Raw genomic sequence first — 24,429 nt, 5'->3', positions numbered from 1 at the left:
TATTCCGGTCGGAAACTGATGAAGCGATTTTCCCATCATGCAGACGCAAGCGCATCGCCGCAACCCTTGAAAGGTGCAATTCCCTGTTATCGCCCGTCCGAGACCACGACAAAATCCGCCTTGCGCGACTGCGCTACCACGAGTTCGGCATTGGGAATGTCGTTGGAAAGGGCGCGGTTTCGGGCGGTTTCGGCATCGAAACCGAAGCTGAGCCAGCGTTCGATCAGGCGACGCTCCAGCTCTGCAAAGGGCACATCCAGATAGAGCGTCATGTCAAAAAAAGGCGCAAGCTGCGCCCATGGTTGCTGATCGAGCAGCAGATAATTGCCTTCGACCAGAAGCACGCGATGCTCCGGGCCGACCACGGATGCCGCAGCGCGCGACAGCTCCAGAGAACGGTCGAAGACCGGGATGAAAACTTCGGCCTCCGCCTGTTTCAAACGCTGCAGCAGCACTGCAAACCCGGCGCAGTCGAAAGTGGGCGGCGAACCCTTGCGGCCCAGCAATCCGCGCTGATCGAGAATCCCGTCATCAAGATGAAACCCATCCATGGGCACGACGATGGACGGCGTTTCGCCGCCCTTGTTGATGGCATGGAGCAGATAGTCGGAAATGGTGGATTTCCCGGCTCCCGGCGGGCCTGCGATGGCCACGATCAGGCGCTTGTCGGTTTCCGTCAGCCGCGCAAGAATTTCCGAAGGCAGGGCTTCGCGCTCAATAGGCGTCATGTCCGGTTTCCGTGATTCGTCCTGTCACCGTGTTAAAGGCGCAGCAACCCTGTTCAAGCGCAAGTGGTCAAGCCGCTTCCTTCGGTCTCATCGCCCCGGTCATCAGCGCCACGGCATCCGACATGGAATATTCCTTCGGGTCGATGACCGTCAGGCGGCGTCCGAGTCGGTGAATGTGGATGCGGTCGGCAACCTCGAACACATGCGGCATGTTGTGCGAGATGAGGACGATAGGCATGCCGCGCCGCTTCACATCCTGAATGAGTTCCAGCACGCGGCGCGATTCCTTGACGCCAAGCGCGGCCGTTGGCTCGTCCATGATGACCACCTTGGAGCCGAAGGCGGCGGCACGCGCCACCGCAACGCCCTGACGCTGGCCACCCGAAAGGGTTTCCACCGCCTGGCCGATATTCTGGATCGTCATCAGGCCCAGTTCGGACAGTTTTTCGCGCGCGATCTTTTCCATCGCACCGCGATCCAGCATGCGGAACAGCGAGCCAAGCGGTCCCTTGCGGCGGATTTCGCGGCCCAGAAACAGATTGTCGGCGATGGAAAGCGCGGGCGACAGGGCAAGGTTCTGATAGACCGTCTCGATGCCCGCCTGTCGCGCTTCCATCGGTGAATGAAAGCTGACCGGCTTGCCGTCGAGAAGGATTTCCCCCTCGTCGGGCTTGATCGCGCCCGACAGCGCCTTGATGAGCGAGGACTTGCCTGCGCCATTGTCGCCGATGACCGCGAGGATTTCGCCGGGATAGAGATCGAAGTCGGCATGATCAAGTGCGGTGACGCGACCATAGCGCTTGACCAGACCTTTGCCAGACAGAACAGGCGTGGTGTTCGTTTTCATGCGGCAGCCTTTCTGATCCACTGGTCGATGGCGACGGCGGCAATGATGAGAACGCCGATCAGGAGATAGGTCCATTGCGGATCGGTGCCCCACAGGCGTAGCCCCAGCGAAAACACGCCGACGATCAGCGCACCGAACATGGTGCCGAGAATGGAACCGCGTCCGCCGAACAGCGAAATGCCGCCGATCACCACTGCGGTGATGGATTCGATATTGGCGAACTGGCCTGCGGTCGGCGATACCGAACCGAGACGGCCGATCATCGCCCAGCCTGCAAGCGCGCAGATGATACCGGCCAGCACATAGACCGACATGAGGATCGGCTTGACCGAGACACCGGAAAGCTGTGCCGCTTCGGGATCGTCGCCAATGGCATAGACGTGCCGTCCCCAGGCGGTGTGGTTCAGTACATACCAGAACAGCAGAACCAGAAGCACCATCGCAATGACGCCATAGGTAAAGACCGCGCCGCCAAAGCGGATGCTCTCGCCGAAAAATTGCAGGATCGGCGCTTCAGCCGTGATTTCCTGCGCGCGGATCGTCTCGTTGGCGGAATAGAGGAAGTTTGTGGCGAGGATCACCTGCCACATGCCGAGCGTCACGATGAAGGGCGGAAGGCGGACATAGGCCACGAGAAAGCCGTTGATGAAGCCGCATAGCGCGCCCGTGGCAAAGCCGCACAGAACGGAAAGTTCGGCGGGAAGCCCATAGCGAAAGGTGAACTGGCCCATCACCACCGACGACAGGACCATGATGGCGCCGACCGAAAGATCGATACCTGCGGTCAGGATCACAAGCGTCTGCGCCACGGCAATGATGCCGGTGATGGCGACCTGCTGCAGAATGAGGGTCAGTGCAAAGGCGGAGAAGAACTTGCCGCCAAGCGTGATGCCGAACACCAGCAGCGACAGGACGAGCACGATCAGCGGCACGGCAGCGGGATTGTGATGCAGGAAATTCCGCATCCGATAAAGCAGCGACTGGTCGCCCGCATCGAAAGAGGCGACATCGGCCGCGCTCTGCGCCAGCGTCTTTTCATAGTCCTGCATAGACGGTTTTTGTGCAGCGGAAGCCGCCTGTGGCTCACTCATGTCTGTCTCCTGCCTTCACCTGCAGAAAGGTCCGGCAAATCTTCCGATCTGCCGGGTCCGAGTTTCAGAAAGGGGATCAGCCCCAGCACTTGTCGAGTGCGGTCTTCGTGTCGATGGACGGAACGCCCTCCACCGGCTTGTCGGTGACAAGCGACACGCCGGTATCGACGAAGTCCTTGCCTTCGGTCGGCTTCGGCTTTTCACCCGTATCAGCAAACTTCTTGATCGCCTCGATACCGAGTGCCGCCATCTGCAGCGGATATTGCTGCGAAGTCGCGCCGATCACACCGGCCTCGACATTCTTCACGCCGGGGCAACCGCCATCGATGGAGACGATCAGCACGTCCTTTTCACGCCCGACAGCCTTCAGCGCCTCATAGGCACCGGCGGCGGCAGGTTCGTTGATGGTGTGGACGACATTGATGTTCGGATCCTTCTGGAGAAGGTTTTCCATCGCGCGACGTCCGCCTTCTTCGTTGCCATCGGTCAGGTCGCGACCGGCAATGCGCGGATCATCCTCGTCACCGAGCTTGGTCTTGTCTTTCGGGTCGATGCCGAAACCGGTGGCAAAACCCTGATCGCGCAGAACGTCGACGCTCGGCTGCGACGCGGTGAGGTTGAGAAAGGCAACCCGCGCATCCTTGGCCTTGTCGCCAAGCGTTGCCGCTGCCCATTTGCCGACCAGCTCACCGGCCAGGAAATTGTCGGTTGCAAAGGTTGCGTCCGCCGCATCGGCAGGCTCAAGCGGCGTATCGAGCGCGATGATGAGCAGGCCCGCATCGCGTGCCTTCTGCAGCGACGGCACGATGCCCTTGGTGTCGGAAGCCGTGATGAGAATGCCCTTGGCGCCATCAGCAATGCAGGTTTCGATAGCTGCAACCTGGCTTTCGGAATCGCCGTCGATCTTGCCCGCATAGGTCTTGAGATTGACGCCCAGCTCCTTCGCCTTGGCGATAGCGCCTTCCTTCATCTTGACGAAGAACGGATTGGTATCGGTCTTTGTGATGAGGCACGCACCGACATCGGCGGCATTCGCTGGCCCAGCAACAGGCAACGCGGCAGCGCCAAGCGCGAAGGCAGCAAAGGCTGCCGACAGAACTGTCTTCTTCATGGACTCCTCCCAGATTGAAACCGGTCCTCTTCCCCCGGCAGAAGAGAAGCAAAACACGGCTTCAAAACAGAGTCAATTAATAAATCCACTTGATTTATTAATATGCTGTGTCACTCTGGGAGACGGAGGAGAGAGGACCGGCAAAGCGAACAGCAGGCTGGTCGTTTCATTACGTGGTCCATCTTAAGCGTTTGTTTTTATTTTATATCCCTCACAATGAGGGCTTTTTCTCCTTCGATGGTTGGTTTAGGAATTCCGGCATTCCATGGCTGCATTTCGAGATTGCATTCCATGGCACGGAATCTGGGAGAGGCTATGGTCAGGCATAAAGTTGAAGGCGAACCAGACAACGGGTCTGCCGATACGCTTTCCAGCACCCTTTCTGGTACCCTTTCCGGCACTCCGGGTCCTGCCATGCTGCAATTCGCCGGGCCGGGCGCGAGCGTCAATCGTGGTTCAAACCAGATCGGCGTGCGCGCCTATAATGAGCGGCTGGTTCTGGCGCTCGTGCGCCGGCATGGCGCTTTGGCCCGCGCCGAAATTGCGCGCCTGACCGGACTTTCGGCACAAACGGTTTCCGTCATCATTCGTGCGCTGGAAAAAGACGGCCTCATTACGCAGGGCGAACGGGTGCGCGGTCGTGTCGGCCAGCCTTCCATGCCGATGCGCCTTGCCGCCGACGGGGTTTTCTCCTTCGGTCTCAAGATCGGGCGGCGCAGCGCGGAAATCATCCTGATGGATTTTCTGGGAGCGATCCGCGAACGGCGGCACATTACCTATCGCTGGCCTGTACCGGGTGAAATCCGCCGCTTCGCCGTCGAGAGCGTCGCCGCTTTCACGGCAGCCCTCGAACCGGCCAAGTGCGACCGCATTGCAGGGCTCGGCATCGCATTACCCTTCGAATTGTGGAACTGGGTCGAGGAAGTGGGTGCACCTGCCGAAGATCTGGATGCATGGCTCGGCGCCGATCTCGTCGGCGATTTCGCCAAGGCGTTTTCGTTTCCGGTCTTCGTGCAGAATGACGGAACGGCTGCTTGTGGTGCGGAACTGACCTTTGGTCGCGGGCCTGAATTCACCGACTTCGTCTATTTCTTCATCGGCTCGTTCATCGGCGGCGGTGTGGTGCTGAACAACACACTCTATCCGGGCCGCACGGGCAATGCGGGCGCGCTCGGCTCCATGCCGATGCGGATGCGCGGCACGTGGGAGCGCGGCGAAACCTTGCAGCTCATCGATACGGCTTCGCTGTTCGTCCTCGAACGCATGTTGCAGGAGCGGCACCTGCCCTCCGACGATCTGTGGCTTTCACCGGAAAACTGGCGCAACTTTGGTACGCCGCTCGACGAATGGGTAGCGCTTGCCGCACGCGGGCTGGCCCATGCAACGGTAGCTGCCGCCTCCGTGATCGACTTTCCCGCCGCCGTCATCGATGGCTGGTTGCCGGGTAATGTGCGTCACCGCATCGTGGAAGCGACCCGCGTGGAGCTTTCATGCCTCGACTTGCAGGGCCTGCGCGCGCCGAAGATCATCGAGGGCAAGGTTGGCGTCCACGCCAAGGCGATGGGCGCGGCAAGCCTGCCGCTTTCCAACCGCTATCTGTTCGACCAGAGCGTCCTGTTCAAGGATGCAGGTTAGTTCCCTTGATCGCCTTGTCGATATCTTTCTTTGGACCGTAAAGCGCAAGGCCGACCAGATCGGGTGCGTCGGCATTTTCCGCCATGAATACAGCGCGGTTGGCGACGTCATGCCCGGTCTCGAACATGGCGCGCACATAGGGCGCACGGATAAGATCGCGCTGGATCGATTGCTGCCATGCCCGTTGCAAAACGTCCGGTGTTGCCGAGAAGATCAGCATCGGCTGGCCGAGCAGACGCGTATGCTTGCGGCCTGCCGCATCCTCATAAGGATCGCCCATGGCGTGCGGCACAGCGCCGGATATGCCGGTCGCGATAAAGGCAGTCACGTTCAGCTTCTGCCAGACAGGCAGATCATGCAGGACAAGAATGGCTACTTTTGTATCGAAAATCATGAGCTTTTCCTCTTTTCGAGGACAGGCCTAACGGCTTTTCGCTGCAATTTCTGGAACGTTTGTGCGTCCCTTGCGATAAGCGGCAGGCGTCATGCCATAGGCGCGGCGGAACCAGCGCCCCATATGGCTCTGGTCGGCAAATCCGCTGAGCGCGGATGCTTCTGCTGGCGCCACTTTTTCGCGCAACAGGCGCCGTGCTTCAGCAAGGCGCAACTGCACCAGACAGGCATGTGGCGAGGTGCCGTATTCACGCCGGAACCCGCGTGAAAGCTGGAAACGGTCGGCGGCCCCGACCGCTTCCGCCAGTTCATCGAGGCCGAACTCCTCGTCGAAGCGCGCCCGCAGATAGTCCATCGCGCGTGCTGCGACCGGATGCGGAGCCGACCCTTTTTCTGTCACGTCCTGCCCAAGATGCCGGGCCAGATGTCGGGCAAGATGGTTCATCACCTGATCGCGGCAGTCTTCAATCATCAGGCGCGGCGCTTCGAGGAAGATTGCCTCGCAGGCGCGGGCGACCGCATGAAACAACTGTCCGTCATCGGCCAGCGTCTCGCGAAAACCGATATGCGCATCATTGCCACCCATCGCGCTTCTGACCAGCGATTGCGGCATATAAAGCATGTTATAGGCAAAACCGTCCGCCGCGACCGCCTGCCCGTCGTGGCGTTCGCCCGGCTCGATGAGAATCACTCGCCCTGGCGTGCTCTGCCGCCGTTTTCCGCGACAGAAAAAGTCCTGTACGCCCTCATGGGTCACCCCGACGAGCCATTCGTCATGGAAATGCATGTCATAGGCATGGCTGTGGAAACGCGCGGCAACGGCTTCGAGGCCGGTTGCATCGTCGCGTTTCAGGCGCATAATGTCGCGGGCGTCATGGCCATGGTGGTTCGTGTCGGTCATCGGATAAATTTGTAGCACATCGCTGCACAAACACACGCTTTGTTATTTTCAATCAATAAGTTTGATCTATGTTGTCTTGCAATGACCGCAAATGCCAACACATTGACTGCTTAATTCATTGAATCGAACGGGAAAGATATGACCGTCAAGACGATCGCGACCAAACCTTTTCAGGACCAGCAGCCGGGCACTTCAGGCCTGCGCAAGAAGGTTCCTGTATTCCAGCAGCCCAATTATGCCGAAAACTTCATCCAGTCGGTTTTCGATGTGCTGGAGGGGTTTGAAGGCAAGACGCTTGTGGTGGGCGGCGACGGACGCTTCTATAATCGCGAAGTGATCCAGAAGCTCATCAAGATGGCCGCCGCCAATGGCTTCGGGCGCATCATGGTAGGTCAGGGCGGTATTCTTTCGACGCCTGCCGCCTCCAACATGATCCGCAAATACAAGGCTTTCGGCGGCATGATACTTTCGGCAAGCCACAATCCCGGCGGCCCGAATGAAGATTTCGGCATCAAATACAATATCGGCAACGGCGGACCGGCACCGGAAAAGATCACCGAGGCGATCTTCGCCCGCTCGAAAGTGATCGACCAGTACAAGATTGCCAATGTGGCCGATATTGATATCGACACGATCGGCACGAGCCGGATCGGCGACACCGAAGTCGTCATCTTCGATCCTGTCGCCGATTATGCCGAGCTGATGGAAAGCCTGTTCAATTTCGACGCAATCCGCGCCATGATCAAGGGCGGTTTCGGTCTCAAATTCGATGCCATGCATGCAGTGACCGGGCCTTACGCCAAGGAAATCTTCGAGCACCGTCTCGGCGCGCCGGAAGGCAGCGTGATGAACTTCGTGCCCCTGCCGGATTTCGGCGGCCACCATCCGGATCCGAATCTCGTCTACGCAAAAGATCTCTATGATCTGCTCATGTCCGACCATGCGCCGGATTTCGGCGCGCCTCCGATGGCGACGGGGATCGCAATCTCATCATCGGGCGCGGCATCTTCGTCACGCCATCCGATTCGCTTGCCATGCTGGCCGCCAATGCGCATCTGGCGCCGGGCTACAAGGACGGCATCAAGGGCATTGCCCGTTCCATGCCGACAAGTGCTGCCGCCGACCGCGTGGCTGACAAGCTCGGCATCGGCATGTTTGAAACGCCGACGGGCTGGAAGTTCTTCGGCAATCTGCTCGACAATGGCAAGGTCACGATTTGCGGCGAAGAAAGCTCCGGCACCGGGTCCGACCATGTGCGCGAGAAGGATGGCCTGTGGGCCGTACTGCTCTGGCTCAATATTCTGGCGGTGCGCAAGGAAAGCGTGAAAGACATCGTCGAGGAACATTGGGCGCGCTTCGGGCGCAATTATTACACCCGCCACGACTATGAAGCTGTCGATTCCGATATCGCCAAACAACTGGTGGCCGATCTTCGCGGCAAGCTTGCAAGCCTGCCCGGCACGACTGTCAATGGCCTCACAATCGAGAAGGCCGACGACTTCGCCTATCACGATCCGGTCGACGGCTCGATCAGCGAACATCAGGGCATCCGCATCTATTTCCCGAATGGCGGTCGTGTGGTGCTGCGCCTGTCCGGCACCGGTACGTCAGGTGCTACCATCCGCATCTATGTCGAGCGCTATGAAGCGGATACCACCAGGCACAATCTCGACACGCAGGAAACGCTGGCCCCATTCATCGACGCGGCAGAACAGATCGCCGAGGTGAAAAAGCGCAGCGGGCGGACAGAGCCGAGCGTTATCACCTGACAAAAGAAAAAGGGCCGTTTCCGGCCCTTTTTTCATTCGAAGACAATCGCCGGCGCGGGCTTTCCAGCCCCCTTGCCGCCCTTCATGTTGTCCCAGACCTTGCGGGCGATCTCGCGATAGATTTTCGCGTGTTCGCTGTCCGGTTCATGGACGGTGATCGGCGTGCCCGCATCCGAATAGGCGCGCACATCCATATGCAGCGGCACTTCGCCCAGGAACGGCACGTCGAGACGCTCCGCTTCCCTGCGCGCTCCGCCATTGCCGAAAATATCGTAGCGCGCGCCAGTATCGGGCGCGATGAAGTAGCTCATGTTTTCGACGATGCCCAGAAGCGGGACATCCACCTTGCGGAACATGTTCAAGCCCTTGCGCGCGTCGATCAGCGCCAGGTCCTGTGGTGTCGAAACGACCACGGCACCCGCCAGCGGCACCTGCTGCGCCATGGTGAGCTGTGCGTCACCGGTGCCCGGCGGCATGTCGACCACCAGAACGTCCAGTTCGCCCCAGGCCACTTCGCGCAGCATCTGCGTCAGCGCCGACATGACCATCGGCCCGCGCCAGATCATTGGCGTTTCCTCATCGACCATGAAGCCCATCGACATGACCTTGATGCCGTAATTTTCCATCGGCTTCAGGATGCGGCCTTCAACCGTTTCCGGACGACCGGAAAGGCCGAGCAGGCGCGGCATGGATGGTCCGTAAATATCGGCATCGAGAATGCCGACCTTCAGCCCGTTGGCGGCAAGACCGAGCGCAAGATTGACTGCGGTGGTGGACTTGCCGACGCCACCCTTGCCCGATGCAACAGCGATGATCGCGCCAACACCTGGAATGCCGGGCTTCGTCGCTGCGCGCTGCGGCTGTGGCGGGTGGCGATGCTGCGCCGGTGCGGCTGCAGGTCTGGCTTGCGGCTTTGGTGGTGGGGGCGCATCGTCGCTGGTACGTCCGCCTTTCTTTTCGGCGGTGAGCGTGACCAGCGCGCCAGTGACGCCCGGAATTTCCTTCACGGCCTTTTCAGCGGCAAGCCGCATCGGCTCCAGCGCATCGGCGCGCGCTGCTGGAACCGTGATGGAGAAGAAAACCTTGCCGTCGGCAATAAAGATATCCGACACCAGTCCGAGCGACACAACATCGCTTTCGAAATCCGGTCCCGTCACGGTCTTCAGCCGTTCCTGAACCTGTTCGCGTGTTACGCTTGTCATTTCGATTCCTTTAATGAAGGCAGCAAGGGAATACCGGAGTAAGGAAGTATGTCCGATGTAAGAACATATTGCCCTACTCCCCTATTCCCTTTTCATCAAAAGGCCAATGCCCGTTTCAGGCCTCTGTCAGGCTGCCTCCTCGCAGACGGCAGCCTCGGGACGATGACCCATGAGATAGAGCGCGCAGGTGGTGCGCAGCATGGAGGCAAAATTCGGGATCGCGCCATTGGCCTCCAGCGCTTCGTCGTAAAGCGTCGATATGAAGCGGGGCGTGGTCAGGTTCTGGCTGGCCGCGATCTCATCCAGCAGGCGCCAGAAGGTGGCCTCCAGCTGAATGCTGGTGGAATGGCCGCCTATGCGCACGGAGCGATTGATCTGCCGGTAGCCTTCCGGGTCCTGCTCGGCGAAAACCTTGCACATGGGTTCCTCCCTTCATTAAGAGCACGAACTTGGCTGTGGTAGCCGATTGCCACCACGCCGTCGCTTTTTCTTTCATAATCGACAACCAGCAAGACAATCGCAAGCCGCTTTTGAGGAAGCGGCAAAAGAAACAGGAGTAGCTTGTGGCTAAAGCCATTCATTCGATGATCCGTGTTCTCGACGAGGAAAAATCCGTTTCCTTCTATATCCGAGCTTTTGGCCTCGATATTGCCGAGCGCATTGATTTCGAAACCTTCACGCTGATCTATCTGCGCAATGCCGAAGCCGATTTCGAAGTCGAGCTGACGGTCAACAAGGGCCGTACCGAGCCTTACAATCTGGGCGACGGCTATGGTCATCTCGCCGTGGCGGTCGATGACGTCGATGCCGAACATGCCCGTTTCACGGAACTTGGCTTCAAGGTCGGCAAGCTTGTCGATTTCAAGAATAACGGCGTGCAGCTTGCCCGCTTCTTCTTCGTCGAAGATCCGGACGGCTACAAGATCGAAGTTCTGCAACGGGGTGGCCGCTACCAGTGAGCCGCTCCCTATCGTCTTTTCTGGCCGGGAGGAGCGGCCATGGAAGACGGGAAAGCCAGCATTCCCGGTGGTGAGAATCTCCGGGAACGCATAGCCAGCCCGCCCATTCCGGACGGGCAAGCAAAGGAGGAGAACCGAATGACTACCGTTTTTGACGGTCTTTCCACCCGAGAGAAAAAGACACTGTCCCGCCGCGATATTCTCAAGCGCGGCGCAGGCCTCAGCCTCGGCGCCATGCTCGTTGTCAGCGGCAATGCCGTTATCTGCCCGCAATTCGCATGGGCGCTTGAAACCACCACGCTCAAGCCCGAAACCATGGCGACCCTGATCCAGCTTGCGCGCGACATCTATCCGCATGACAAGCTTCCCGACCGTTTCTATGCCATTGCCGTCAAACCTTATGACGCGGATTCCGCCAAGGACGAGACGCTCAAAAAGCTGATCGAGGACGGTGTTGCCGATTTGAACAAGCGGGCTGGAGCCGGAGGCTATCTGGGGCTTGGCTGGGAGGAAGAGCGCGTCGCGATCCTGCGCGAGATCGAGAAAAGCCCCTTCTTCCAGAAGGTGCGCAGCGGGCTTGTGACCGGCCTTTATAACCAGAAGGATATCTGGCCGCTCTTCGGCTACGAGGGCGAAGCCTATTCCAAGGGCGGTTACATCCAGCGCGGCTTCGACGATATCGAATGGCTCTAGGCGCCCCCGGCGCAGGACATACCAATTTCAAAGCGGCACCACCGTCCTGCAAGCGCCTTGCGTTTTGCGGAAACGGGAAAGCATTGGGAGGAAACAATGGCTGCTCCATACAATCTCAAGGACGACAAGGTCGTCGTTATCATCGGCTCGGGCGCTGGCGGCGGCACGCTCGGCAACGAACTGGCCCAGAAAGGCATCGACGTCGTCATTCTCGAAGCCGGAAAACGCCACGAGTTCGAAGATTTTATCAATGATGAATGGGATAGTTTTGCCCAGCTCGCCTGGCTCGACAAGCGCACGACATCGGGCAGCTGGCGCGTGGCGCACGATTTCCCGAACCTGCCCGCATGGATCGTGAAGGCTGTCGGCGGCACCACCACCCACTGGGCTGGTGCATCCTTGCGTTTTCAGGATTACGAGTTCGAGACCCTGACCCATTACGGCAAGATCGAAGGGGCAAATCTGCTCGACTGGCCGATCACGCTGGCCGATCTGGAGCCTTACTACGCCAAGGCCGAGGACAAGATGGGGGTCACCCGCACCAACGGCATTGAGGGTCTGCCCGGCAACAATAATTTCAAGGTTATGAAAGCCGGTGCCGACAAGCTCGGCTACAAGGAATGCCATACGGGTCGCATGGCTATCAATTCAGCGCCGCGCGACGACCGCATGGCCTGCCAGCAGACCGGCTTCTGCTTTCAGGGCTGCAAATGGGGCGCGAAATGGTCGACGCTCTATACGGAAATTCCCAAGGGCGAGGAAACCGGCAGGCTGGAAGTTCGCCCGGAATGCACGGCGCTCAAGATCGAGCACAATGCAGCTGGCAAGGTGACGGGCGTGCTCTATGCCGACAAGGATGGCAAGCAGCACTTGCAGAAGGCGCGCGTCGTCTGCGTGGCAGGCAATTCGATTGAAAGCCCGCGCCTTCTGCTCAATTCGGCTTCGTCGAAATTCCCGGACGGCCTCGCCAATTCGTCAGGACAGGTCGGGCGCAACTATATGCGCCACACCACCGGTTCGGTCTATGCCTCGTTTGAAAAGCCGGTTCATATGTATCGCGGCACCACCATGGCAGGCATCATCCGCGATGAGGCTGCGCATAATCCGAAACGAGGCTTCGTCGGCGGCTATGAGATGGAAACCGTTTCGCTTGGCCTGCCCTTCATGGCTGCCTTCCTCAATCCGGGCGGTTGGGGGCGCAGCTTCACCTCGGCACTCGACGATTATGTCAACATGGCCGGTCTCTGGATCGTCGGCGAAGACATGCCGCAGGAGAAAAACCGCATCACGCTGAGCAAGGACGTGAAGGACGAACACGGCTTGCCGGTTCCCGACGTCTATTACGACGATCACCCGAACGATATCGCCATGCGCGATCATGCCTATGCGCAGGGCAAGGCGCTTTATGAGGCCGTGGGTGCCGTCCGTACCTTCCCGACCCCACCCTATCCGTCAACGCATAATCTGGGCACCAACCGGATGAGCGAAAAGCCGCAGGATGGCGTCGTGAACAAGCACGGACAGACGCATGACATCAAGAATCTGTTCGTTTCCGATGGCAGCCAGTTCACAACCGGCGGCGCGGAAAACCCGACCCTGACCATCGTGGCTCTCGCTATCCGTCAGGCTGATTACATCGCGGAACAGATGAAGAAGCGGGCGATCTGACCTCCATATCTATTCTCCCGACCGATGGAAAACAGAAACGGCGCGACCAATTCGCGCCGTTTCTGTTTGATGCTTGGCAAAGACAGCTCCTTTAGGCTAGGTAAATTCGGCTTGAATGGAGAAGCTTTGAGTTGAAGACAAGCATCGGCCAATATCGGATATCCCTGGCTATACGCGTCCTTAGCGTATTCGCCCTGATGTTCGTCGCCTTTGCGCACAAGCCCATCGACCTCAATGCGCCCGACAGCTACCTGCTTGCCCAATACCAGTTGCCTGACGGAACCTACCCGGTGCTCTGCATCGGCGATCATGGTTCCGATCCCAACCATCAGGGTCACGACAAGCATCTGAGCAACAATAGTTGCGAAGCCTGCCGGATTTCATCGGCCTTCCTGTGCCCTGCGCCTGCGGGTTCAACCGGTGCTGCCCCGCATATCGCCATGGCGGATGGCATCGTGCCGCCGCAACCGATCCTGCAGCACAACACCTATCCGCCATCGGCACCGCCGCAAGCGCCGCCTCTCGCCTGAATAATATCGTTTGAGCGAATGCGTTCCCCGGATCGCATTCGGAAATGAAACACGCCCGAACCCTGTTCCCCCGAACTTGGTACCGGTGTGCCTTCCAATGATTATTCAGGTTTGACACAATGAAGAACTATCGTCTTTTCGCCTCTGCCATCTCGATTGCCGCACTGTGCGCCTCTGCTGGCCTGGCCCAAGCCCACTCCTCCCTCGACCAGAGCGAAGCCAAGGCAGGCGGCTTCTACAAGGCAACCTTCCGCGTACCGCATGGCTGCGATGGCAAGGCCACGACCGAAGTAAAGGTCGAGCTGCCTGAAGGCTTCATTTCAGCCCAGCCGCAGGTCAAGGCGGGCTGGAAGATCGAGACCGTCAAGGGTGACTATGCCCAGAGCTACAAGGTGCACGGCAAGGATGTGACTTCCGGCGTCCGCGAAGTCCGCTTCACCGATGGCAACCTGCCCGGTGATTTCTACGACGAGTTCACCGTTGTCGGCCAGCTCGCCAAGTTCGACAAGGATACCACCCTCTCCTTTCCCGTGACGCAGGTCTGCGGAAGCGACGCTTCGGTTGCGTGGACGGAAGTGCCCAAGGATGGCCAGAACCCGCACGATCTGGCGCATCCGGCACCGCAGCTGCTCGTGAAGGCCGCGGGCGCTGACGATGGGCACGGCGGCCATGGTGGGCACGACAAGATGGGCCAGATGGATGGGGCCTCCATGCAGGCAGCAATGCCGACGAAGCTTGGCGAACTGGAAATCACGGCCCCTTCGGTGCGCGCCATGGTTCCCGGTGCCAAGGTTGCAGGCGGGTTCCTGACCATCGCCAATGACGGCAAGGATGCCGACAAACTGGTTTCCGTCACCACCGGTGGCGTCAAGCGCGTCGAAATCCATGAGATGTCGATGCAGAACGACGTGATGAAGATGCGCCAGCTTGAAGGCGGTCTGGATATTCCGGCAGGCGAGAAGGTCGAGCTGAAGTCCGGTGGTTATCACCTCATGTTCATCCAGCCGGAAAAGCCATACAAGGAAGGCGAGACCGTTCCTGTCACGTTGGAATTCGAAAAGGCCGGCAAGGTCACAATCGACTTCCCCGTCACCGCCCAAAGCGGTCAAAAGGGCGGCCAGAAAGATGGAGAGCATTCGGGTCACTAGAGCGCGTTTCGATCTGACTGAATCAGATCAGCGCGTCTCGGCTTTTTGTTCTAAAGCGCATCCTGAAAACCGTTTCATACTTTGCGGGATGCGCTCCAGCACTACAGTTGCAAATTCGTCAGGCCGTGGCGAGAAGAGTGATTTTCGAGTACCGGAGCGGAGCGTGCTTCCAGGCATAGTCCCGAAAAGTTGCGGACTTTTCGGATAAGGCTAAGCGCCAGAGAAAGCTACGTGAGCACCGGAACGGGGAAGATTGCTCTTTGCAACCCGGCATCACGAAGAATGCGACTGTGGTGTTAGCAAAGGGGCGAATGATCCGCGTCCTCTCTCCTTCGCGCATTATGCGCCCGTTTGCCGCAACCGCTGCTCCCCCACAGCGGTTGCGTTCCTTCTCGAATGCTGTAAACATGAGTATTAAAGTCTAGAATAATTCCAAACAATTGAAATCTAATAAGATTTTAAACTTGAGTAATTGACTCCAGATGGATTTTCTGGCTTTTATGCATGGTGCAAATTCACAACCTTTGATGTCTGGGCCTTGAACCCTTTCGATTGGAGGACCCTATGATTGGTCTCGGCGAATGCCGGTCCGCAAATGTCGACGGCCTGCCTTGGCAGCTCAGTCTCTTGCCGACCGGATATTGCAATGTGCGGGGGGAAACCGAACGTCCCTCTGTAAAAATGCAGGGTTCACGCCCCGCATGCATGTCTTCATTCCGTAGCTTCTACGGGAGGCGGACATGAATATGCGCATATCCCAACTGAACGGCGCCAACACTGCGGGCTATTTCGATCGCCTGCCGGAAAAGCTGGTGCTGGAAGGTTATCGCCGCTGGACTGCGGGTTTCGAGACAGGCTCGATCATCCCGTGGGAAATGACCTGGGGCCTCTATTCGGAAGTGCTTGGGCCTTCGGAAGCAAAACGCGCGGTGGGCGAGCTGTCGCATTTCATCCGCGTGCTGCGCCATTGCGCCAGCTGCCAGTTGCGTGCTTTCCCTTTCGACTCGCACCATGTCTGCCGCGAGGAATGCCTGACGCTGGGGCTGATTTCCGGCATCCAGAATCAGGACGCGCTGCTGCTTGATACCTGCCTTGAAGCCATTGCCTGTCATCGCCGCTGCGACGATGTGGCAGGGGCTGCCCGCAATTTTGCCGACACGCTGGCTGATTTCGGCCAGACTTTGTTGCCAATACCGATCCATGCCATCGACAGCGCTTTGAATTTTACGCCGCGCGCGACTTTTCACTGATTGGCCCCAGATCGATCCTTGGCCGGAAAGTCCCAGCGTTTTGCGAATGAATGTGATTCCAGATTTCAAGTCGCCGTCACCCGGCGCAAGGAGATAGAAATGCAGGCCAGAACCGAACGACGCCTCGGCATTGCCGCCGCCCTCGTCCTGACCGCAGGAGCGTTTGTCATGCCGGGCGTATCCACCCAGATCGTGCAGAACGATGTGGTGCCAAAGAGCCAGATTCATATGGCTTCGGCAGAAAATCTGCGCGCCGAGCTACGCCATTTCGTCAATCTCGGCGAAGCCATGCCGAAGTCGGTGCGCTACGAGTAATCGTATCGAACCTGATACAAAAAGGCCGCGCCAGATCTGGCGTGGCCTTTTTATTTGCAGCAGAAACGCTTCAATTTCCAACAGACGCTGATGCACCGTGCGGACCGTTGAGATTTCGGTTATGACGAGCCGAAAATGGTGGAGTGCGAGCACCGGAACGGAGTGTACTTTTAGGTACATGAGCACCGGAAGCGCAGCACAACGCCATTTGCAGGCCGTCAGAGCCGGAATTCATCCGGTCCGGTTATCCGACGATGATCGGAGCCTTACCCTGTACGCGGTTATAGAGATCGATGATGTCCTGGTTCATCAGGCGGATACAGCCGGATGACATGGACTGGCCGATCGACCACCATTCCGGCGAGCCGTGGATGCGATAACCGGTGTCCTGCCCATTCTGGAAAATGTAGAGCGCGCGCGCACCCAGCGGATTTTGCGGGCCGGGTTCCTGACCGTTACGATATTTTGCCAGTTCCGGCTTGCGCTGGATCATTTCCGGTGGAGGCGTCCAGACCGGCCATTGCTTCTTGTACTGGACATTGGCAGTGCCCGACCACTCAAAGCCCGCCTTGCCGATCCCGATGCCGTAGCGCAGCGCTTCTCCGCCCGGCAGAACGTAGTAGAGAAGATGGTCCTTGAGGCTGACAACAATCGTTCCCGGCGCCTGCCCTGTCGGGTCCGGCACGATCTGACGGCGGAATTGCTTCGGCACCTTCTCGTATGGAATTGCGGGCAGTGAATACGGCCCTTCCTGCACGGCGGCGTACATGACATCCGGCGTCGTGATATCGCGGTCGACGCTGATCTGCGGACGCATCGGCGTAATCCCGCCCGTCGACATCGGATCGACATTCATCTGGAAGGCCGACATATCCATCGTTTGGTTACAACCGGCAGCACCGGTGAGGAGGACGGCACCGGTGCCGAAAAGGAAGCGGCGGCGGCTCAGATCGTCAATGAACTTGGTCATGCAAATTACCCGGACAGAAGGGGTGAAACACAGCCGTCAAGCGACCGCCATACTCAACAGCAATTTGCGTTCTTATGGTTGAAGAACGGTTAAACAACTCGCGCAAACGTGTCTGAAAATTCCGTTTGAAAGCATAAATTGCAGTGAATGTGAAAATTCAATCGATTTAAGCTTCATGGCAAATGCGGTGAACGTATGTATCTCATGGCTATTTATTGGCGAAAATGTGGCTTTGTCTCAAAACCGCTATTCTGAATTGTAGCCGGATAGCAAAAGGCCGGGTCATGAAACCCGGCCTTGATTGCCTTCAATAATTTGCGGCGATCAATAATCTTTTTCGTAGAAGATACCGCCGCTTGAATCGCCTTCCGCTCCCAGTGAACCCTTGGCTTTCAGGTTACGGGTGATGTCGAGATTGACGGTGCCCTTGGTCGAACCGCCTGAACCCGCTTCCACGCCCAGATAGATATTGTCGCGGATATAGCGACCGGCACGAACTGCTGTCTGGCCCTTGTCATCCGTCACGACATCAAGATCGTCGAGACCTGTCCCGGCGCGCAGCTTGTTCATGAGCGAGTTGTTGGAGCCGCCCGCAAGTTCGGCGGCGGCAGCGGCAAGCTGTGCGATCTGGAAGGCCGACAACTCGCCGATGGAGCGCTTGAAGATCAACTGCGCCAGCACTTCATCCTGCGGCAGTTCCGGCGTCGACGAGAATTTGATGTCGAGATTATCAACCGTGCCCGTCACCGTCACGATTGCGGTGATTTCATTGCCTTCCGAACGGGCGACGAAGTTGAGCTGCGGATTAAGATCGCCCACCAGCGTGACATTGCCTTCATCGAAGGTAATGCGCTGCCCGAGAATGCCGATGCGGCCGCGGATCATGTCGAATGCGCCGACCGGCTTGATATCGGTCACAGGCCCGGTCAGGCGAAGACGTCCACCCAGCTCCGTGTCGAGGCCGCGACCGCGCACGAAAATCTGGTTGGGCGCATTGATGACAACGTCGAGGCGCGGCACGGTCGGACGCGCTGTCGGCGTCGGCACTTTGCTGCGACGCGTTTCGACCTTGGCGCGATCAAGCGTCACCTGAACGTTCTTCGGCGTGTTCTTGTGGCGAACCGGAACATAGGCTGCGCCGCCGCCCAGATTTTCCGGCACCGAGATTTCAGCCCTGTCGACATCGATGCGGCCTGAAATCAAAGGATCTCGCATCAGCGGCCCGCTGATCGTGATCCCGCCGTCGACGGTCGCCACAACCAGCTTGCCGTCGGCATAGCGGGCACGATTGAGCTTGATCTCGATATTGGCCGGGAAACTCGCTTCGGCATTGGTCGAGATCGTACCGCTGGCGGAAACCGATCCGCCGCTGCCGAGCGCGGCATTGACCTGACGCAGCGTGACGGTTTCGCCATCCAGGCTGCCCATGACATTGATATTGTTCAGGCGAACATTGGTGTCCGGATCGACAAAGGTTGCGCCATTGGTGGAGAACATGCCGCGCAATTGCGGACGGTTGAAGCCGCCCGAAACGCTGGCCGTCAGCGTCAGCGTACCGTTTACCTGCGCACCGCGATCCGCCAGGAAGCGGTTGGCGAGCGCCAGCGGAATGCTGCCATTGACATTGACTCCAAGCCCCTGCCCCGAGAACGGAACCTTGCCATTGGCGGTGACATTGAGGCCGCGCGGACCGTCGACGGTCAGTGACGAGAAGTCGATAGCCATGGCCGCATAGCTGCCTGCAGCTTGCAGGGTGAGCGGCGCAAGTCCGTTATCGCGCAGCGGCTTGGCCGCAAGACCTGTACCGCGCAGATTGAAGGTTGCCGCAGGATTGGTGAGGGGGCCCGTGACACGCGCCGTTCCGGTCACATTGCCCGCGAGATCCTGTCCCTTGACCGCACCGTTCAGCGCCGTCAGCGGAAGATTGGCGAGATTGACGTCGATGGCCAGATCGCCCTTACTGAGCGGCACGCCGCCATTGGCGCGGACATCGATGCCGCCCCCTCCGGTTACATGCGCATCGACATTGAGCCGATTATTGGCCGAGGTGCCCTTGGCATCGGCATTGAGAGCCGCAATGCCCTGCTTTTTGAGCTCTGCTGCCGTCACGCCTCGCGCCGCCATGTCGAAAGCGACATTGGGCGCTTCTTTCGTACCAGTGATGCGGGCTGTGCCGTTGACCGTGCCGCCAAGCCCCAGTTCCGGCTTGAACGTATTGGCGAGAGCCAGTGGCAGATTGGAAAGGGCGACCGAAAGATCGAGACGACCATCGACCACGCCATTGACCTTGACCTGCCCCGCGCTGGCATCTGCGCCCGTATTGATGATGATATCCCCGAAGGAGATTTCCTCGCCCTTCATGGAAATGGTGGCGGGCGCGGCCAGGTTGGCGCTGAGTGTGCCCTGCTTCACATGGGCCGAAACCAGTCCCAGTTCAAAACCGCCATTTTTCGGCTCAAGCGAACCGGCAGCGCTGGCGACTGTGCCGATTTTCAACTTGGTATTGGCAGTGAAATCGGTTTTCGACCCGGTCGCATTGGCCTTGGCATCGAAGCTGTCGATGCCGAAAGTGCCGACCATTATGTCGCGCGCCGCAGCATTGCCGTCCACCACCGGCACGCCGAACAGGTCCTTTGCCGTCAGGGCAATATCAGCCGAGGTGATACGATTGCCATTGACCTTGATGTCCTTGGCATTGGCAGTGACCGATGCATTCTGGCGACCGTCATTGGCGTCGAGCGTGATATCAGCATTGGCCGCACCGGTCGCCTCCGCCAGCGCCAGGGCTGCTGCCGTGGAAATATCCGGCGCATCGAGCTTCAGCGCGCCGGTCAGGAGACCTTTCGCGGTCTGGGTGACATTGCCCGAAAGATGCGCACCGCCTGCATTGAAGACGAGGTCGGTCAGACGCTTCTCGTCATTGACGATGTCGATGAGCGTTCCAAGATCAACACGCTGGCCATTAAGGAATGCACTGCCAGCAAGCTTGCCGGAAAGGGCAGCACCTGTCTTTGCATTTCCATCGAGCATGGCATTGAAATCGAGACCGCCTTCGGAAAGCTTGCGACCGGCCAGAGTGCCCTCCGGCGCATCGGCGCGCAGCGCCAGCGCGATCAGCTTGTCGTCGCCGCGCGCACTGCCCTTGACGGTCATCCGCCCCGATGCCTGATCGGAAAGAAGCTTCAGATCGGACAGCATGACGCCGAAGTCGAAACTTGCCTTGTCGGATGCAAAGGAACCATTGGCAGTGATTTCGCTCAGCTCATTGCCGATACGGAAATCACGCGCCGAAAACCCTTCGCTGCTGCGGCCAAGCGCGCCGCTGAGATTGACGGCACCATCGAGAATGCGGTCGACTGCTTCCGTGCCGGTGCGCATGTTCTGTGCTGTGCCGTTAAGGTCGAGCTGGAATGCACCGCTAACCGGGCGAACAATGCCCTTGGCGTTGACATCGATGCTGCCTGCAAGGTCACGGTCAGCCAGAGCGCCGAACGGCGCAAGGCTTGCAATCTTGGCGGCGATATCGCCATTGAAGGCAAAGTCGTCGATATTACCCTTGAGATCGAGGCTGAGACCGTTACCGGCAATATTGGCTTGCGCCAGCTCGACCGGCGAGCCGGCGCGCCATGCGCCATCGATGGCGAGCGCAATCTTGCTGCCAAGCGCCTCGGCAATTTCCGCCCGTTCTGCCGAAATGCCATCCATCCCGCCATTGACCTTGAAGGTGATATGGCGATTGGCGGCATCGCTCAGGTTCTCGGCAACGCCGCCCATATCGAGCGCGATGCTGTCGGCGGAAATCGTTGCGTTCTTGAGACCGGCAATGGCAAGCGTTCCCGTCCAGTCATTGGTCGGGCGATCACCGTAAGCGACCTGGAACTTTGCATTGTCGATATAGGTTTCAGCGCCCTTGACCGGCAGGAGGACGCGGCCCTTGCTCTCATCGGCAATGGAGGCATCGATGCGCAGCTTGTTCAGGAAGCGGTCATTGCCGGTTTCGGCAGAAGCCTTCAGTTTCAAGGCAGCGCTGTTCAGCGCCAGATCATCAAGGCGGAAGCCGCCTGCATCCTTCAGGAAGCCATCCGCCGACAGTACGGTTTCGGCACCGAAGAAATCGCGGAATACAGGCGGTACAAGAACCGCGATCGGACCGTTGAAACGGGCAGAGAAAACACGTCCGCCATCGGGCGCCTGACCTTGCCGGTTGAGCGCGAATTCGCCTGTCAACGTGCGGCTACCGTTGGTGTCGAGCGCAAGATCGACCTTCAACTCGTCAAGCGGACCGGCGCCTTTCAAAGTAAGATCGACCGGAGGACGACCATCGATGTTCAACAGGTTGGCGACGATGCCGTTAGCCGGTTCCGAGACTTTAAGGTCGAGATCGACCTTCTGGTCAGAATTGGCATAGGCCGCGCGAAGGGCAAAATTTCCGCCGGGACCGTCGAGACGCTTGATGTCGAAATTTGAATCGAGCGAACCATCGGCAAGCGACAGGCTGCCATTGGCAGAAACTTCCGATTCGAGACCGAAAATATCCGGCCCGAAATGCAGGCGCGCAATGGCGAGCTGGTCGAGACTGATTGAAATCGGCAGTTCCGGCAGGCTGAACGTGGACGATTCAGGCGACGGCAGGCTGTTGTCAGGCAACGGCTTGCGAATGATGTCGATACGCTCGGCAGCAAGCGACTGGATGCTGAGACGGCCAACAAGAAGTGCGGTACGGCTCCAGTTCAGCTTGGCATTCTCGATGCGCAGCCAGACGCCTTCGCGGTCAGCAATGGTGATTGAGCCGACGGTTGCTTCCGAAGACAGAACGCCGCTGATGCCGGAAATGGAAATGCGGCGGTTCGGCGCGGAAAGCTGGCTTTCCACGAAAGACAGGAAATAGGATTTCTCTTCTTCTGCTGGTGCTTCTGCCTGTTCCTGTCCAGAGGCCTGATCCTGAGCCTGAGCGGGAACTTGAGCTTGAGCCTGCAACTGCTTCTGCTGTTCCGGCCAGCCGAAGATGACTGCCGTGACGGCGAAAGCGACGAAGGCGATGATTGCGAGAAATCTGGTCAAAACGCCTGTCCTATACCTACGTACAAGCCATAGCTCGGGTCACCCGAGCGGCGGTTGAGCGGAACGGCGACATCAAGGCGGATCGGTCCGAGACCGGTCAGATAGCGCAGACCGCCACCCACGCCGACACGCATCTGTTCCGAGAAATCGGGGAACGATTTTTCGCCCACATAACCGGCATCGACGAATGCCACCGCGCCGATGGAATCGGTGATGCGGGTGCGCACTTCGCCATTGGCCTCGACAAGCGAGCGCCCGCCGATGATCTCGCCATTGCCCGCGCTGACGCCGATATTGCGATAACCATAGCCGCGAACCGAGCCGCCGCCACCTGCCAGGAAGAGCTGGCTCGGCGGCAGGTCCTCAATGGACGCGCCGACGATCGAACCGAACTTGAGACGGCCTGCGAGGATCACGCGATCCTTTTCACCAAAGCCGTAATAGGTGCGGCCTTCGGCTGTGAAACGGGTGGCGAAATTGCCGTACTGGAATTCGTAGAAGGGCTGGATATTGCCTTCCAGATAGAAGCCCGAACTCGGATCCGGCTTGTTGTTGCGGCTGTCATAAAGAAGATTGCCCTCAAGACCCGCCGTCGTGAAGCTGCGCGAGCCGAAGACGTCATCGTCGAAATGACCCTGGCTCGCCTTGGCATAGAGCGCGCCTGACAGCTCGTCGCTGAATATCTGCGTGAAGCCGGTCTTCGCATTGACCGATGTTTCGGTATAAGCATCCAGCACTTCGCGCTTGGCATCAAGTGATGCGACAAAATCCGTATCCGGTGTATAGACGCCCGGCTTCGTGAAGCTCGTACCCAGAAGATAGGTAAAGTTCTTCGGATCGAAGGAATTGTCCTGCGTGCCGCCGATACCGCTGACCTTGGCGTCGAAACGCAGGCGTTCGCCGCGTCCGAACAGGTTGCGGTGCATCCAGTAGCCGGTCAGGCCGAAACCATCGATGGTCGAATATTCGGCACCGAAGCCGAAGCGGCGCGGCTTGCGCTCCTGTACGTTGAGCGTCATCGGCAGGCTGCCGTCCGGCTCGATCTTTTCGGCTTCCTCGAAGCTCATGGCGCGGAACACTTCCATACGACCGAGACGCTTTTTGGCTTTCTCGATATCGTCGGGATCGTATTCCTGGCCTTCTTTCAGCCCGGTCATCCAGGCCACGAATTGCGGGTCCATGCGCGCGATTCCAACGACGCTGACCGGGCCATAATGCGCCTTCTGGCCGGGATCGAGCGAAACATCGGCGGAAACCCGGTTGTCGGCATGGTCCGCGACGATATCCTCATCGGTAACCCGCGCCTTGGCATAGCCTTGCTGGCGCCACGCCTCAACGGCAAGGCGCTCCGCCTTGATGACCGTGCCCGAACGCGCCACCTGTCCCGGCGCGAAGCCCGCATCTTCGGGCGACTGCACGTGATCGCGCTTGTCGACCGGCGGTGGCGCAATATTGGAAATGGCCGTGCGCGAGAACAGAAATTGCGGGCCGGGGTCAACCGAAATCGCGACCTTCGCATCATTGGGGATTTCCGCGTCGGGCGGAATGTCGTTCGCCTCGCGACCATCAACTTGAATAGAAATCGTACCGCCATAGCGGCCTTCGCCATAGAGTGCGGCCAGAATGCGGCGATAATCGCCGCGCGCCTTGGCCAGCAGTCCGGCGGAGCCCGAAGCTGGTCTCTCGGCATCCGAAACGAGACCGGAAGCGCCTTCAATGGTGGATTTCAGATCGGCTTCCGTGCCGTCCGCATTCTTGCGGTCGCCCGTGGTCGTGACCTCGACGGAGTAGGTCTTCGGGTCGATGATGTCAGGATCTTCCTTCTTGTCCTCGCCCCACAGACGAACACCAAAGATCTCGAACGCCAAAGCAGGCGACACGATGAAAGAGGAAAATTGAGCCGCCAGCAAAAGCACGGCGATGCCCCTTCCCTGTATCGTCCTGTTACTCCAAGTCATACGCGCTACTGTCCGGTTCCTGTCTATGCGGTCGCCTGGCGGCGTCCCGTTCATTACCCCCAAGCCCAGGACGATTCAGGGATTACCATAGGGAGAACGGAAGTCCAAGCAACAACGCTAGATATGGACCATTTCAGTCAATGGAGTATTAACGTTACCACACCATTGCAACTTCCCGCGCAGATTGAAGCGCTTTGTGC

Annotated in this window: 19 protein-coding genes and 1 pseudogene; 9 read left to right on the top strand and 11 right to left on the bottom strand. The window is 58.8% G+C overall.

The features are described 5' to 3' along the window. Positions 1-86 precede the first annotated feature (86 nt). From LJ361_RS00350 to LJ361_RS00335, 4 genes are all read right to left on the bottom strand, one after another. The gene (locus LJ361_RS00350) at positions 87-728 is read right to left on the bottom strand and encodes a nucleoside/nucleotide kinase family protein (protein WP_010657876.1); all 642 of its coding nucleotides are present in this window, start codon (positions 726-728) and stop codon (positions 87-89) included. Between the two features lie 67 nt (positions 729-795). Beyond that, a complete protein-coding gene (locus LJ361_RS00345) occupies positions 796-1,575 on the bottom strand; it encodes an ATP-binding cassette domain-containing protein (RefSeq protein WP_010657875.1) in 780 nt (259 codons plus the stop codon). After that, positions 1,572-2,666 carry an ABC transporter permease gene (locus LJ361_RS00340; protein WP_010657874.1) on the bottom strand — a complete coding sequence of 365 codons (1,095 nt, stop codon included), beginning with the start codon at positions 2,664-2,666 and terminating at the stop codon, positions 1,572-1,574. The genes LJ361_RS00345 and LJ361_RS00340 overlap by 4 nt, the downstream gene beginning before the upstream one ends. Positions 2,667-2,742: 76 nt before the next feature. Then, the gene (locus LJ361_RS00335) at positions 2,743-3,777 is read right to left on the bottom strand and encodes a sugar ABC transporter substrate-binding protein (protein ID WP_010657873.1); all 1,035 of its coding nucleotides are present in this window, start codon (positions 3,775-3,777) and stop codon (positions 2,743-2,745) included. A gap of 315 nt (positions 3,778-4,092) precedes the next feature. Between LJ361_RS00335 and LJ361_RS00330 the strand changes: the two genes are divergently transcribed. Then, positions 4,093-5,412 (top strand): ROK family transcriptional regulator, encoded by a 1,320-nt coding sequence (locus LJ361_RS00330; protein ID WP_010657872.1) that lies wholly within the window; start codon positions 4,093-4,095, stop codon positions 5,410-5,412. Here the strand turns inward: LJ361_RS00330 and LJ361_RS00325 are convergent. Both LJ361_RS00325 and LJ361_RS00320 read right to left on the bottom strand, forming a co-directional pair. Continuing rightward, positions 5,396-5,806 carry a DUF2000 family protein gene (locus LJ361_RS00325; RefSeq protein ID WP_010657871.1) on the bottom strand — a complete coding sequence of 137 codons (411 nt, stop codon included), beginning with the start codon at positions 5,804-5,806 and terminating at the stop codon, positions 5,396-5,398. The genes LJ361_RS00330 and LJ361_RS00325 overlap by 17 nt on opposite strands. Positions 5,807-5,833: 27 nt before the next feature. Then, positions 5,834-6,706: an AraC family transcriptional regulator gene (locus LJ361_RS00320; protein WP_010657870.1), complete on the bottom strand. Its 873-nt coding sequence runs from the start codon at positions 6,704-6,706 to the stop codon at positions 5,834-5,836. Positions 6,707-6,844: 138 nt separating this feature from the next. On the opposite strand from LJ361_RS00320, the pseudogene LJ361_RS00315 reads away from it, so the two are divergent. Then, positions 6,845-8,475 (top strand): annotated as a pseudogene (locus tag LJ361_RS00315) (alpha-D-glucose phosphate-specific phosphoglucomutase). 32 nt (positions 8,476-8,507) lie between these two features. Here the strand turns inward: LJ361_RS00315 and apbC are convergent. After that, the gene (gene apbC / locus LJ361_RS00310) at positions 8,508-9,677 is read right to left on the bottom strand and encodes an iron-sulfur cluster carrier protein ApbC (RefSeq protein WP_010657868.1); all 1,170 of its coding nucleotides are present in this window, start codon (positions 9,675-9,677) and stop codon (positions 8,508-8,510) included. Between the two features lie 126 nt (positions 9,678-9,803). Further along, a complete protein-coding gene (locus LJ361_RS00305; RefSeq protein WP_006471202.1) occupies positions 9,804-10,097 on the bottom strand; it encodes a ribbon-helix-helix domain-containing protein in 294 nt (97 codons plus the stop codon). A 143-nt stretch (positions 10,098-10,240) separates the two neighbouring features. On the opposite strand from LJ361_RS00305, the gene LJ361_RS00300 reads away from it, so the two are divergent. The 7 genes from LJ361_RS00300 to LJ361_RS00270 all read left to right on the top strand — a co-directional run bounded on the left by LJ361_RS00300 (position 10,241) and on the right by LJ361_RS00270 (position 16,240). Then, positions 10,241-10,636 (top strand): VOC family protein, encoded by a 396-nt coding sequence (locus tag LJ361_RS00300; RefSeq protein WP_010657867.1) that lies wholly within the window; start codon positions 10,241-10,243, stop codon positions 10,634-10,636. A gap of 138 nt (positions 10,637-10,774) precedes the next feature. Further along, on the top strand, positions 10,775-11,329 hold the full coding sequence (locus LJ361_RS00295) for a hypothetical protein (protein ID WP_029375836.1): 555 nt from the start codon (positions 10,775-10,777) through the stop codon (positions 11,327-11,329). A gap of 96 nt (positions 11,330-11,425) precedes the next feature. Next, entirely contained in the window at positions 11,426-12,997 is a 1,572-nt protein-coding gene (locus LJ361_RS00290) for a GMC family oxidoreductase (protein WP_010657865.1), read from the top strand. Between the two features lie 131 nt (positions 12,998-13,128). Then, positions 13,129-13,527, top strand: a complete 399-nt coding sequence (locus tag LJ361_RS00285; protein WP_010657864.1) for a hypothetical protein — start codon at positions 13,129-13,131, stop codon at positions 13,525-13,527. Between the two features lie 119 nt (positions 13,528-13,646). Continuing rightward, positions 13,647-14,675, top strand: a complete 1,029-nt coding sequence (locus LJ361_RS00280; protein WP_010657863.1) for a DUF1775 domain-containing protein — start codon at positions 13,647-13,649, stop codon at positions 14,673-14,675. A gap of 740 nt (positions 14,676-15,415) precedes the next feature. Next, complete coding sequence (locus LJ361_RS00275; RefSeq protein ID WP_011982289.1) at positions 15,416-15,925, top strand: hypothetical protein; 510 nt, start codon at positions 15,416-15,418, stop codon at positions 15,923-15,925. A 99-nt stretch (positions 15,926-16,024) separates the two neighbouring features. Continuing rightward, entirely contained in the window at positions 16,025-16,240 is a 216-nt protein-coding gene (locus LJ361_RS00270) for a hypothetical protein (RefSeq protein WP_010657861.1), read from the top strand. Positions 16,241-16,484: 244 nt separating this feature from the next. Here LJ361_RS00270 and LJ361_RS00265 read toward each other — a convergent pair whose 3' ends face one another. The 3 genes from LJ361_RS00265 to LJ361_RS00255 form a co-directional block, all read right to left on the bottom strand. Continuing rightward, on the bottom strand, positions 16,485-17,210 hold the full coding sequence (locus tag LJ361_RS00265; RefSeq protein WP_010657860.1) for a L,D-transpeptidase: 726 nt from the start codon (positions 17,208-17,210) through the stop codon (positions 16,485-16,487). 324 nt (positions 17,211-17,534) lie between these two features. Next, positions 17,535-22,271, bottom strand: a complete 4,737-nt coding sequence (locus tag LJ361_RS00260; RefSeq protein ID WP_029375835.1) for a translocation/assembly module TamB domain-containing protein — start codon at positions 22,269-22,271, stop codon at positions 17,535-17,537. Further along, on the bottom strand, positions 22,268-24,187 hold the full coding sequence (locus LJ361_RS00255; RefSeq protein ID WP_010657858.1) for an autotransporter assembly complex protein TamA: 1,920 nt from the start codon (positions 24,185-24,187) through the stop codon (positions 22,268-22,270). The genes LJ361_RS00260 and LJ361_RS00255 overlap by 4 nt, the downstream gene beginning before the upstream one ends. Positions 24,188-24,429 lie beyond the last annotated feature (242 nt).

Origin of the sequence: Brucella sp. JSBI001 (genome assembly GCF_026014005.1) — a bacterium.
GTDB lineage: Bacteria > Pseudomonadota > Alphaproteobacteria > Rhizobiales > Rhizobiaceae > Brucella > Brucella anthropi.
The sequence above is the reverse complement of the archived record's forward strand: the minus strand, read 5'-3'. Positions and strand labels throughout refer to the sequence as shown.